The sequence below is a fragment of the Paracandidimonas soli genome (assembly GCF_004342005.1).
GTDB lineage: Bacteria > Pseudomonadota > Gammaproteobacteria > Burkholderiales > Burkholderiaceae_B > Paracandidimonas > Paracandidimonas soli.
In genome coordinates this window covers 505,290-518,031 of the sequence record NZ_SMBX01000001.1, presented here as the reverse complement: position 1 = coordinate 518,031, position 12,742 = coordinate 505,290, and the positions used below count along the sequence as shown (strand labels likewise).

The 12,742-nt window shown below is 63.6% G+C and carries 11 protein-coding genes; 5 read left to right on the top strand and 6 right to left on the bottom strand.

Going from position 1 to position 12,742, the window contains the following annotated elements:
- Positions 1-123: 123 nt before the first annotated feature.
- The 4 genes from EV686_RS02390 to EV686_RS02375 all read left to right on the top strand — a co-directional run bounded on the left by EV686_RS02390 (position 124) and on the right by EV686_RS02375 (position 3,799).
- Entirely contained in the window at positions 124-792 is a 669-nt protein-coding gene (locus tag EV686_RS02390; protein ID WP_132473057.1) for a response regulator transcription factor, read from the top strand.
- Positions 789-2,189 carry an ATP-binding protein gene (locus EV686_RS02385; protein WP_165972468.1) on the top strand — a complete coding sequence of 467 codons (1,401 nt, stop codon included), beginning with the start codon at positions 789-791 and terminating at the stop codon, positions 2,187-2,189. Before EV686_RS02390 ends, EV686_RS02385 begins: the two co-directional genes overlap by 4 nt.
- A gap of 82 nt (positions 2,190-2,271) precedes the next feature.
- The gene (locus tag EV686_RS02380) at positions 2,272-2,685 is read left to right on the top strand and encodes a YgiW/YdeI family stress tolerance OB fold protein (RefSeq protein WP_132473055.1); all 414 of its coding nucleotides are present in this window, start codon (positions 2,272-2,274) and stop codon (positions 2,683-2,685) included.
- Positions 2,686-2,797: 112 nt separating this feature from the next.
- A complete protein-coding gene (locus tag EV686_RS02375) occupies positions 2,798-3,799 on the top strand; it encodes a YcjF family protein (RefSeq protein WP_243650709.1) in 1,002 nt (333 codons plus the stop codon).
- Between the two features lie 129 nt (positions 3,800-3,928).
- On the opposite strand, the gene EV686_RS02370 is transcribed toward EV686_RS02375, so the two are convergent.
- From EV686_RS02370 to EV686_RS02340, 6 genes are all read right to left on the bottom strand, one after another.
- The gene (locus tag EV686_RS02370; protein ID WP_132473051.1) at positions 3,929-7,012 is read right to left on the bottom strand and encodes a molybdopterin dinucleotide binding domain-containing protein; all 3,084 of its coding nucleotides are present in this window, start codon (positions 7,010-7,012) and stop codon (positions 3,929-3,931) included.
- A 19-nt stretch (positions 7,013-7,031) separates the two neighbouring features.
- The gene (nrfD, locus tag EV686_RS02365; RefSeq protein ID WP_132473049.1) at positions 7,032-8,120 is read right to left on the bottom strand and encodes an NrfD/PsrC family molybdoenzyme membrane anchor subunit; all 1,089 of its coding nucleotides are present in this window, start codon (positions 8,118-8,120) and stop codon (positions 7,032-7,034) included.
- A gap of 14 nt (positions 8,121-8,134) precedes the next feature.
- The gene (dsrO, locus tag EV686_RS02360) at positions 8,135-8,899 is read right to left on the bottom strand and encodes a sulfate reduction electron transfer complex DsrMKJOP subunit DsrO (RefSeq protein WP_132473047.1); all 765 of its coding nucleotides are present in this window, start codon (positions 8,897-8,899) and stop codon (positions 8,135-8,137) included.
- Between the two features lie 258 nt (positions 8,900-9,157).
- The gene (locus EV686_RS02355) at positions 9,158-10,075 is read right to left on the bottom strand and encodes a TIGR01777 family oxidoreductase (RefSeq protein WP_132473045.1); all 918 of its coding nucleotides are present in this window, start codon (positions 10,073-10,075) and stop codon (positions 9,158-9,160) included.
- Between the two features lie 90 nt (positions 10,076-10,165).
- Positions 10,166-10,576: a VOC family protein gene (locus tag EV686_RS02350; RefSeq protein ID WP_132473043.1), complete on the bottom strand. Its 411-nt coding sequence runs from the start codon at positions 10,574-10,576 to the stop codon at positions 10,166-10,168.
- 238 nt (positions 10,577-10,814) lie between these two features.
- Positions 10,815-11,579 carry an aminoglycoside adenylyltransferase family protein gene (locus EV686_RS02340; protein WP_132473041.1) on the bottom strand — a complete coding sequence of 255 codons (765 nt, stop codon included), beginning with the start codon at positions 11,577-11,579 and terminating at the stop codon, positions 10,815-10,817.
- A 315-nt stretch (positions 11,580-11,894) separates the two neighbouring features.
- On the opposite strand from EV686_RS02340, the gene EV686_RS02335 reads away from it, so the two are divergent.
- On the top strand, positions 11,895-12,623 hold the full coding sequence (locus EV686_RS02335; protein WP_132473039.1) for a VOC family protein: 729 nt from the start codon (positions 11,895-11,897) through the stop codon (positions 12,621-12,623).
- The last annotated feature ends 119 nt before the right edge of the window (positions 12,624-12,742 follow it).

Here is a 12,742-nt window from a genome sequence, read left to right as displayed (position 1 = left end):
CTATATGCTACTGTGGATGCCAGCCCGTGGCGCATCCGGTCGTCGGCCATAATGGAGGCCGGCGATCCATCTGGCGCATGGACACATCAGTTTCGCTTCATCTTCATGCCATAGGCTTTCCGCATGCGCATCCTATTGATCGAAGACGACCCCTCTCTGGGCAGCTCACTGCAATCATGGCTGCAGATGGACGGCTATGCAGTGGACTGGCTGCAGCGCGGCGACCAGGCCGCCGTCGCACTGGCCACACACGCATACCAGTGCGTACTGCTGGACCGGGGCCTGCCCGGCCTCGACGGAGACGCCGTGCTGCAAGCGCTGCGCACAGCCCACTCCTCCCAGGCGCGCCTGCCTGTCATCGTGATCACGGCGCGCGACACTCTGGCCGATCGCGTGCAGGGGCTGGACCTGGGCGCGGACGACTACCTGGTCAAGCCTTTCGACCTGGAAGAGCTGTCCGCCCGCGTACGCGCCGTCCTGCGCCGCAGCGTGGAACAATACACGCCCGAACTGCGCCATGGCGCAGTGGTCCTGGACCCGGCCGCCAAACACGTAACCCTGGAAGGCGAGCCGCTCACGCTTACCGCGCGCGAGTTCGCCATCCTGCAGGCCCTGATGCGCCGTCCTACCCATATCCTGAGCCGCACCCAGCTGGAAGAAGCCTTGTACGGCTGGGGCCAGGAGGTGGAAAGCAATGCCATCGAAGTCCATATCTACAATCTGCGCAAAAAGCTGGGCAACCGTTTCATCGTCACAGTGCGCAACCAGGGCTACAGGCTGGCGCCGGCATGAAACTCCCGCAATCGCCATTCACCCGGCGCCGCTCGGACAACGTGAGTTCCGCAACCTCGCACAGCGGCTGGTCGTTGCGGCGGCGCCTGCTGCTGGCAGTGATGGGAACCAGCATCGGCCTGTGGCTGGTCAGCCTTTCCATCGTCGTCGGCGTGGCCTGGTTCGCCACCAGCGACGTCTTCGACGATGCGCTGGAGGAAGGCTCGCGCCTGGTGCTGCAGCTGGCTCCCCTGAGCGATGCGCCCGCCGATGCGGCACGGGGCCCGCGCACGGGCCGCGGAGATACACTGAAGCTGCGCATGTATTACCAGCTCGTGTCGCCCGATGGCCGCGTGCTCCTGCGCGGCGAAGACACGCCAAAAGCCGCCTTCCTCCCCGAGGCGCGGCGAGAAGGCAAGGCCTCGGTATGGGTCGACGGCGAGCTCTGGCGCGTGCACGTCCGTCCCGGCCCCGGAGGCATCACCGCCCAGGTGGCCCAGCCTATGGAAGAGCGCCTGGAGCTGCTGGAGGAAATGGCGGAGAACCTGGCATGGCCCGCGCTTGGGATGCTCGCAATGCTCGGCCTGCTAAGCTGGTTCCTGATCCGGCGGCTGCTGCGGCCGCTGGAAGATACCGCCATGCGCATCAACGCCAAGTCGCCGCACGACCTGACGCCCGTCCAGGCGCAGAACCCGCCGCGCGAAATGCAGCCCATCCTGGATGCGCTCAACGCGCTGCTGACGCGCCTGGCCACGGCGCTGGACAGCGAGCGCCGTTTCACGGCCGATGCGGCGCATGAACTGCGCACGCCATTGGCCGCGCTGCGCATGCGCGTGCAGCTCATCGAGCGCGAGCTGAAGCTGCCCGACGCCCACCTGCGGCAATTGCGCGCCGACCTGGATCGCTGCACCGCGCTGGTGGAAAGCCTGCTGGCCCTGGCCCGACTGGAGCCCCAGGCCGAACCCCTTGTACGAGAAAACGTGGATCTGGACCTCCTGCTCGACAGCCTGCACCTGGATGCGCAGGACGCGGGCCTTCGTATGGAGCGCGCCCTGGCCGTCACGCACCTGCATGCCGCGCCCGCGCTGCTGGCCAGCGCGCTGCGCAACCTGGTCGACAATGCCGTGCGCTACGGACGTGCGGGCGGCCGGGTACGCATCGAATCCATGCAACTGCCTCAAGGCGGCACGCGCCTGGCTGTGCGCGACAACGGCATGGGCGTGCCCGCCGAGCAGCGGGCGCGACTGGGAGAACGGTTCTTTCGCGTGCTGGGCACCGGACAAACCGGCAATGGCCTGGGCCTGTCCATCGTCGCGCGCATCGCGGCGCTGCACGACGCCTCCATGCATTTCGAGGACGGACTGGACGGCCAGGGACTGAGCGTGGTGCTGGATTTCCCTCCGGACCGGGGCTCATAAGATTGCCTTCAGGTTCGAGCGCTCCAATGCAAGTGTTCCGCAATCAGCGGAGTTTATTTTCGAATCGACAAGGAGTTGAATCATGCGCCATACCGTATCCACATTGACTGCCGCCGCCGTTCTTGCCCTGGGAGCCTCCACCTTGGCCTTCGCCCAGCCTTCGGGCTACACCGGCCCCAACAATGCGCCCAAGCCTGCCGCCCAGGGTTCCTATTCCGGTCCCAGCACCGTGCCGCTGATGACAGTCAAGCAACTGCTCGACACGGGCCGCGACGACCAGGCGGCGCGACTGCAGGGCCGTCTCGTTTCCTTCGATGGCGACGAGCGCTACACATTCGAGGACGCGACCGGCCGCATCACCGTGGAGATCGACAACGAAGACTTTCCCGCCGGCCAGACCATCAGCGCGGAACAGACAGTGGAGCTGCTGGGCGAATTCGACAAAGGCCTGCGCAAGACCGAATTCGAAGTGGACCGCGTAACCGTGCTGCCCTGATCACGGCGCAAGCGGCATCAGTCCCGGGCCGGAAAAAGCCGGCCCGGCCTGTCTCCTCCAACAGAATGAAGCGGCCGGCATGGGCCGGCAACACCATCCGACAAGGACCCTGATGAACACTGAAGAAATCCGCGCCATTCTCACCATCTGCCTGCTGGCCTCGTACGCCGACGGCGACAAGCATGATCGCGAACGCGAACAGATCCGCCAGGTAGCCCAGGGCCTGGCGCAAGACCAGCAGATCAACCTGCCAGGCCTGTACCAGGAAGTGCTGATGCGCCGGGTGCAGTTGGCCGACGTGCTGCCGAAGCTGGCCAGCGCCGAAGCGCGCCAGCTGGCCTATGAGATGGCCGTATGCGTATGCGAGGCCGACGGCCAGACCAGCGCGCAGGAGCGGGCTTTCCTGGACCAGTTGCGCGAGGCGCTGGGCCAAGCGCCGACTTCATTTACGGAACAGGCCGATGCGCTGGCGGCCGCGCCGTTGCAAGCCGCGCACACGGCACTGCCGGAGACGGGTGTCGCCGGCCAGCCCGCGCCGCATCCCGCTTCGGTCGATACGCTCCCGGGCACTGCCGCGCAGCGCCGGCCTGGCGCGCTTTCCACCGCGGACATGGATAGCAAGATCCTCAATGCATCGATCGTCAACGGCGCCATCGAACTGCTGCCCGAGAACCTGTCCACGCTGGCCATCATCCCGCTGCAGATGCGGCTGGTCTACCAGATCGGCCAGAGCTACGGCTATGAACTGGACAGAGGACATATCAAGGATCTGCTGGCCACCCTGGGCGTGGGCCTGACCTCGCAGTACCTGGAACAGGCGGGCCGCAAGCTGCTCAGCGGCCTGCTGGGCAAAGCGGGGAAAGGTCTCCTCGGCGGACTGGGCCGCCAGGCGGTCAGCAGCGGCATGAGCTTCGCTTCCACCTATGCGCTCGGCCATGTCGCCAACCAGTACTACGCCGGCGAACGTACGCTGAGCACGCAGATGCTGCGCGACGCCTACCAGCACGTCATGGCCGACGGCCGGCAGTTGCAGGCACAGTACCTGCCGCAGATGCAGCAGATGGCCCAGGGCCTGAATACCGGCAAGGTCCTGCAGATGGTGCGCGGCGGCTAAGACCGGCCTTGCCGTCTTTTCCCGCCAGGCCCTCCCCGGAAAAAAAACCGCCGGGCCAAACCTGCCCGGCGGGAAAGGCAGTGCGGAGCGCTCGGGGGGGAAGCCAGCGCCCCGCAACTCACCACGGAACTACGCGGCCATCAATCGTCCCGGCAAGCCCTGGCGCACCGCCGCGCCGGAGACGGCGTCCACCCAGGGGGAGCGGCTGCTGCGTGTCGGGTCCACGATACCCAGGTCGTTCAAATTGACCCCCGCCTTCAGATCACTGCGATCCGGCTGCGTCTTGTCTCCCATTACATGACTGCGCGCGCCAAGCTCGCGATGGCCGTACCCATGCTCGACCGCGATGACGCCGCGCATGACGCCGGCGTGCACCAACACCGTACATTCCATCATGCCGTTCGGCGTCTGCAACCGGGCCTTGCTTCCATTTTTCAGGCCCAGCGGCGCGGCATCCTCCGGATGTACGATCACCGGGTTTTCCGGATGCAGGCCGGTGATACGCGTCGCAATACTGTACGAATTCTGCAGCGCCGACTTGAAGCTGATCAGCAGGAACGGCCAGTCCTGTTCCGGGTAGACTTCCCGCATCGGCGTGCCGTCCAGGAACGCCGGCCGGCTCCAGGATGCGCAGCCCGGATAATGCTTGCCCGTCACGGCATTGCGCGCTCCGCCGATGTGCTCGCTCCAGACCCACAGAGACGCCTTGAAGCGGTGGTTCTGCCATTGCGGATTTTCCGCATCCTGCGCTCCCGAAGGCTGCTCGTAGCGGCCGCCGCGGCTGTACAGCATGGCCACCTTGCGCCACTCGTCTTCCTTCAGCGCAGCTTTCAAGCCAGGCAGCAGCTTGTCCACGCCGGACATGGCGATGTCCTCGTCCGTCGCATCCCCCACCGGCTTGGCGCCCAGATAGGCGATATTCGCGCCGCCGCGGAAGTACCAGTCCTCCGCCTTTTCCAGAGGCACGGGCCGGCCATCGGCATCACGCAAGCCTTCCTTGCCGAAGCCTGGCAGATCCATGGCCTTGGCCAGCGCGAACACGAAGCTTTCCATGCTGACGGGCTGGCCGTCAGCAGTCTTGGCCTGCCTGGGCTCGATCACCGGCCAGCGCGCCGTCATGGATTTGGTCGGCACGCCGTTCCAGGCGGAGGTCCAGCCCCAGCCCTCGTACATCAAGGAATCCGGCACGATATAGTCGGCGAACGCATTGCTTTCATTGATCAGCGGATCGATCGAGATGATGAGCGGTAGCTTGGATGGATCCGCCAGGTCCTTGCCAAAGCGCTCGCGCAATCCCGGAATTCCGTAGAGTGGATTCGCCATCCACAGGATGAGCGCCTTCAGACTGTACGGATAACCGTGGAACGTGCTGGCAAACCACTCCGTGGCCAGCCCGGGCGCACCGGGGAACCAGCCGTCCTGCGCGGGATACGCCTGCCCCTGCTCCTTCTTCTTGCGAAACTCATTCGTGCGCTCGTAAGGTACGTTGCGGCCCAATGGTATGCCCTTGGGCTGGATCTTGCCCGGGAAATTGACCAGGTCATAGCGCGGCCCGGGCGAGGCATCGCGGAAGCCTCCGCCGTTCATCACGAAGCCGCCCTTCCAGTTCAGGTTGCCGATGAGCGCATTGAGCGTCACCACCGAATAGGCGTTGTAGAAGCCCGAGCCGGACATCATGCCGCCGTGCGCGACGGCGCATGCCTTGCGGCCGTGGCTGGAGAACTTGTCCGCCAGGCCTTCCACGACTTCCACGGGAATACCACATTCATCCGCATACTCGGCGATCGTCTTTGATCGTATGCTGTCCGTCAACAGCTCGAAGCCCGTGCGCACGCGCAGCGCCTGCCCCTTGACGTCGACCTGCATGTCCACCTGCAACCGGGCTTCGCCCTGTATCGCATCGACAGGCTGTATATTGCCTTGCGCGTCCACGGCCAGATAAGGGTCCTTGTCGCCGAACGCCTCGGCATCGCCGATATCCAGGCCCATCATCGAGCCGCGCAAATAGCGGCCGTAGCGCGGATGGCCCGGCTCCGTCACCACCAGCCAGCTGGCCGTCGTGAACGAAGGCTCGCCGTGGGCCTGGGCCGCCTTGAGCGTCGGATACGACAGATAGGCGCGGTTGACGCGATCGTTTTCCAGCAGCCAGCGCATCATACCCAGCAGCAGCGCGCCGTCCGTACCCGGGCGGATAGGCACCCAGCGGCCCTGCTCCCCGGCGGCCCGATTGTCCGCATTGGTCAGGGCCGGATCGATGACCACATATTCCAGTCGGCCATCGGCACGCCCTTGCGCCAGCATGGCCCCGGTCCGCTTGAACGGGTTGCCCGCATTACCGGGCGCCGTGCCGATGAACAGCACGAACTCGGCATTGGCCAGGTCCGGCTTGCCGTGCGGCATGCCGCGGTGATCGCCGAACAGCGCTCCGGATCCCGAGCGCCAGGAACCGCCGCAGTACGAACCGTGCCCGACATAATTCAAGGTGCCGTAGGCGTTCTGCCAGAAGCGCCGCCCCAGCAGATCGCGCCCGTCGTTCACGCTGACGATATGCCCGACCTGGTTGACCTTGGGCCCCAGCGCGGGATTGCCGGGATCGATCGGCGTTTCCAGATCGCGCAGGGCGCGCAGCCCGTCCACATACCCCTCGCCGAACAGATCGCCTCCTTCGACCACTTCCTCGATCAACTGCTCGAAACTGATAGGCTCCCACTTGCCGCTGTTGCGCGGACCGACGCGCTTGAGCGGCGTCAGCACGCGGAACGGCGAATTGATCTGATCGAGCGCGGCATTGCCCCGGCCGCAGGCGGTCGAGCGTCCCGCCAGTCCCTTGTCCTGATAACGCGACAAGGCCGCCAGACTCTCCTTGAAGCTGACGTTCATGGGCAAGTGCGGTTCGGTCGACAGCGGATTGTAGGGATTGCCCGTCACCCGGATCACATTGCCCGTCCTCTTGTCGATGCGCACCCGTACCCCGCACAGCGTCGTACAGCCCAGGCAACCCGTATAGCTGACCTGCTGGTTGGGATTGAGCCGCACTTCGCCCGTGGCCACGTCCACCTGGTACTCCGGCTCCGCCGAATGGCCGTGCAGGCGTTTTTCTCCCGTGGACTTGCCGACCACGCTGTCGGCCATGCGACCCAGCGTCTGCGAAAAGCCCGCGGCGAATGCCGCCAGGCCGCCCGCCGCAATCAATTCCCTTCGTTCGATTTTCATATGGTTTCTCCAGCAGAATTCAGTGGCTCTCGGAACCGGCCAGGCGATTCAGCGGCAGCAGCGAGGTCAATGCGATGAACAGGAAGATCCACAGCCCCAGCGTGCCGATGATCCCCAGCAAGCCTTCCGGCCCCATCGGCAACTGGTAGCTGTAATAGCCCGCGCCGGTCTTGGGCACTTCCTGTCCACCCATGAAAATGCTCCAGCGCATCATCCAGGTCGAATGCAGCGCCAGCAGGCCGATCAGCAGGCCCGAACCCGGACGCTTCCATGCCAGCAGGAATGTGACGACGGTTGCCAGCACCGCCCAGACAGCGAGCAGGCGCCAGTTGTCCGCCGGCGCAACCTGCGCGAGCGCCATGCTGTGGACCTCGGACCATCCGCTTAATCCAAGCAGCAGCCAGGAAGCGCCTACGAATAGCGCCAGCAACTGCGTCCATGCCAGCAGACGGGACACCGTCCGCACCGTCCGACGATCCGGCGAGGACAGCATGCGGTTGAAAAGCAGCACCATTCCCAACGCACCCGCAAGCGCCGTCACGACGAACTGCACAGGCAGCCACGGGGTATTCCACAAGGGACGCGCAGCCACCACCATGACCTCGGCTCCGGTATAGAGCGCCACCAGCACCGCGCCCACCGCCGTGATCAGCGCAGCCATCTTCAGCGCCGAGGGGCTTTCATGCCCGCCATAGGCCAGCAGGCCCGCCAGCCGCGCATAGCGCCCCCCATCCCTGCCGTGCTGCGCCAGCATGGGCCGCCACGCCAGCCAGCTGTACAACAGCAGGCCGCCGACATAGATGGGAATGAACCATGCTCCCCAAGCCATCCAGGAAGACGGATTGAAATGCAGATAGAAGTTCAGGAACCGCCCCGGCTGATGCAGGTCGGCCAGCAAGGCCACGGGAGCGCTCAGGCCGCAAATCAGCGCAACGGCCAGCGCCAGGTGGGAAATACTCTTCCACTGCGGCTTGCGCCATACCAGACCGGGCAAGGACAGCAGAAAAGCGCCGTAGGAAATTCCGATCAGGAAAAAATACTGGACCGCCCATGGCAGCCACGCTACCTCGCGCGCGACATTGACGGTTTCGACGATTTGCGGATTCATGTCATCCTCCAATCTCAGACAGCGGCATGCCGCGGCTTCCACAGGGCGGCTTCGCCCACGACCTTGCCCTGGAACGATTCGTCCAGTCCGATGTAGAACACTTGAGGGCTGGTGCCCGCTTCCGGCTTCAGGACCTTCAGGTGCTCGCGGTTCTCCGCCAGCAGGCGATTCAGCTCGCCGTCCGGATCGTTCAAATCTCCGAAGATGCGCGCGCCACCCACGCAGGTTTCCACGCATGCCGGCAGCAGGCCGACCTCCAGCCGATGCGCGCAGAACGTGCATTTGTCCGCCTTTCCGGTCTCGTGGTTGATGAAACGCGCATCATAGGGACAGGCCTGCACGCAATAGGCGCAGCCGACGCAGCGATCGCCGTCCACCACGACAATGCCGTCGTCCTGCTTGAACGTCGCCCCCACAGGACAGACCGGCACGCACGGCGGATTGTCGCAATGATTGCAAAGGCGCGGCAGCACGTAAGTGCCAGCCGGCTGGCCAGAGTCCGTCACACTGACGCTGTAAGTGGAAACCACCGTGCGGAAGCTGCCTTCGGGAACAGCATTTTCCTGGATGCAGGCAACCGTACAGGCCTGGCAGCCTATGCACTTGCGTATGTCGACCAACATGGCCCAGCGGTGCTTTCCGCCATTACCGGCAATGGCTGGCGCAGGCATGGCCGCGGCGGCGGCCGTGACGACGGGAATACCCCGCAGGAACATGCGCCGGCCCGCATCGGGCCTGTCCTCGCGAGAGCGCACAGAGGGACGGCATGGGAATGACATCTGGATTCTCCTGACCACAATGGATAAGGTCAGGATATGGGCCGCGCCAAGGCTGCACTATTGGCAGCGCATGGAAGGGGAATAGATGGTTTTACCTATAGCGCGGCCGGGCAAACCGCAAAACCCTTGTTTCGCAAGGGTTTTTAGAGTGGGGATGGAAAAACGCGGGAAATACGCAATCCGGGCTTCCGTTGACATTGGTCAAATGGCGAAGCTGCAGCCTTGCGCATCTTGTTGTGCCCGGCAGACGGCGTCCATTCAGACCTCGCCACCGCCGCCATGCTGATAGATATCGTCCAGGGCCCGGCCCAGATTCTCATGCCGGAACACATAGCCGGACTCCAGCGTGCGGCGCGGCGCCAGCCTCTGGCCGCCCAACAGCAGCACGGACATTTCGCCCAGGCCCATCCGCAATACCCAGGCGGGCGCGGGCAGGATCGCAGGCCTGCGCAATACGCGCGCCAGCTCCCTGGTGAAGTCGGCATTGCGTACCGGCTGCGGCGCGCAGGCATTGAACGGACCGCTGCAGGCCGGACTGCGCAGCAAATGATCGATCAAGCCCACTTCATCCGCGATATGGATCCACGGCATCCACTGCCGGCCATTGCCAAGGCGTCCGCCCAGCCCCAGCCGGAAAGGCCGTTGCAGCCTCGCCAGCATGCCGCCCTCGGAAGACAATACCGGCGCGGTGCGCAACAACGCAACGCGCACGCCATGCTCCCCGGCGCGCCCTGCCTCCTGCTCCCATGCCAGGCACAGGCGGCTGCCGAAATCCTCCTTGACCTGAGGACTGGATTCGTCCAGCGGGCGATCGCCGCCATCGCCATACCAGCCCACCGCGGATCCCGAGATAAGCACGTCCGGTTTCTTTTGCTGCTTTCCGATCCAATCCACCAGCGTGCGCGTAAGCGTTACGCGGCTGTCCCACAGCAGCTTGCGCCGCCGCGCGGTCCAGGGCCGATCGGCAATCGGCGCACCAGCCAGGTTGACCACCGCATCCGGAAGCTCATCGCCACTCAGCTCCTCCAGGGACGCGATGCCGCGAGCGCCGCTGCAAAGCGCGGGAACCTGTTGCGGACGGCGGCTCCAGACAGTCAATGCATGTCCTTGAGCATGCCAGTCCTTGCATAGTGCGCGGCCTATCAGGCCTGTGCCTCCTGTCAGCAAGATACGCATGACGACCTCCCGCAGGGCAATGTACCGGGCCGGGAGCCAAGGCGCCCGGCATCTGGAAATCGCTGATCGGCGCGAATACGCGCACGCGGATCACGCCGCCAGCATCGCCTCCATGTCCATCCACAGCACCTCGAACACATGGCCGTCCGGATCCTCGAAAGTCCGGTTGTACATCCAGCCCATGTCCATGGGCTCGCGGATATCCGCCTTGCCGCCCGCCGCGACTGCCGTCTCGACAATATCGTCCACCTCTTCGCGGCTGTCGAGCGGCAAGGCAAGCAGCACCTCGGTCACCGCGCGCGCATCGGCAACCGCCTTCGGCGTGAACGTGGAGAAATAATCGTTGGACAGCAGCTGGAATGTAATGGTGTCGGACCACACCATGCTGGATGCCTGATTGTCGCTGAATTGTTCGTTTTTCCGGCACCCGATGGCTTCGTAGAAACGGGTCGAAACCGCGATATCCGCGGCCGGCAGATTCACATAGATCATTCTGGGCATTGCGACTTTCCTTTTCCGTGTTGCCAAATCGGGGATTGGCCCCAGGCAGGCGCCTGAAGGAGTGAGCAAGGGGGAGTGGCAACGCCGCCGCCCCTGTTCAAAGGTGCCACATGCAGCAAGCAAAGATTATGGGAAATGCCGTTTCGATGTAAATGGTCTTTGTGTAACGACCTGTTCGCCGGCCCGGACCGAGACTTCGCAGCGCAGCCAGTTGTCGGGTGCCGGAAGCAAGCCCCGATCACAAAAGCGCGATGATGCGGGCACGCAAAGACTCTGCCAGCCGCTGCACCTCGCCGAACCGACCCTCCCATTCGTCGGCGACTCCTCCCAAATAGGCTCTGCATGCGTAATCCAGCATGGCGGCATCCATCTCAGGAACCTTGGATATCGCCCAGGCCGCCGCGGCATCCTTCGTAACGAATTCTCCTGTACTGGCTGTGCACCACATTCTGGCAAGAGTGAGCAGCACATTGCGCTCATCACCTCGAAGCCCGTCCATCAACATCGGAATCGCATCCCCCATGGCACGCAGGACATGCTTGAACGGCACTTCAGGTAAAAACACAGAAAGACTTGGCCCAAACAGGGAAACGGCTTGCTGACGCGCCTGCGCGAGCAGCAGGGTGTACTCAGGATCACAAGCAGGAGCAGGCAGCTCTCCCGCCTCGAATGCGTCCCGCAGCCATTCGCCATAGACAAACTCGGCACGCGCCGGATATGAAGCGCTAAACAGATCGGCTCGGCGAAATACGATGAGTTCAAGACAACGCGGGGATCCAGGTGTCGCCGGGTAGCGTCCGGAAAGCATCAACAAGGCCGCCAGCAGATCGCGCCGCTGGCCGTCGGTCATGCTGCAGTCGACAATCGCGAGCAGGTCGATATCGCTGTAGGGCCGGAGCCCTTCCGATACTGCCGAGCCATGAAGGGACACGGCCAGGAGCGCATCCCCAAGAATCTCCTGCAAGGCCATCACCGCTGCTTGAACCTGCTCACATCCTTCCATGGGATTTCTCTCCATTTCCACCTTGATCCATCCGCATGAATTATCACGTAGCTGATCGTCCACCCGCCGCCACACCCGTTCAGGGACGCTGGGCCTGTATCGGTATTATCAGGACGAACTTTATTTTTATAGCGCGAAACTTCATACCAGACATGGAATAATCCCCTTAACCAAGCATCAGGAGATTCCAATGTCCATAGAAAAAGTCGCTCTTGTCACTGCGGGTGGAGCCGGCTACATCACCGGCCAGAACATCCGCGTCGACGGCGGCGTCAGCCGTGGCGTTTGAAATTACCGAAACCAGCGAGAGATACCTTGAACGCAAACCCTGCTCCCACATGCACAGCCTTTGACCACCTGGTCGTCATACTGCGCGACGAAATTGATGCCCGCACTCCCGGTTTCGAGGCCGCCGGCTACCGGCTCGGCGCGCGCGGCGTCCACAATCTGGGCTCCATCAACCGGCTGATCGTCCTGGATTCCTCTTATATCGAGCTGCTGGGCTGGCCGGCCGGCGAACCACCGCGACGCAAGGAAATCGCCGACCAGCCGCTGGGCCTGGATGCGCTGGTATTCCGCAGCGAGAACGCTGCCCGGGACCAGCAGCGGTTGCGCGATGCAGGATTCGACGCAGATCCTGTCAGTCATCTGGAACGTCCGATAGATTTTCATGGACAGACGCAAACAGTCCGTTTCGACACCGTGCGCTTCGCCACCCAGCCCATCGCCGGACTTCGCGTCTACTTCTGCCAGCATCTCACTCCGCAATATGTCTGGGAGGAAGCGCTGCAACAGCATCCCAATGGAGCGCGGTCGCTGCATCGGATACATATCGCTGCGGCCGACGCTGAACAAGTAGCGCAAACATTGGCTGTGCTGACCGGCGGGGCGGTGTCTGTTCAGGATAAGGGGTACAGCGTGGCGCTATCGAATGCCGAGTTGGTCGTGCAGTTCGATTCGAACGTAGCTGGAGCGCGTATTGTTGGCGCTCAATTGCTGCATGATGATGGCGTGGTGCGGGAGTTCGGGAGCGGGCTACTGTAGATTTCCGACTGACTCCTATGCGTCACAGTGGAACCGCAGAGAAAAAAGGCCAAATCGCATTGGAAGCCCACTTTCCCACATATGGACCGATCATCGATGATAAGGAAACACCACTGATT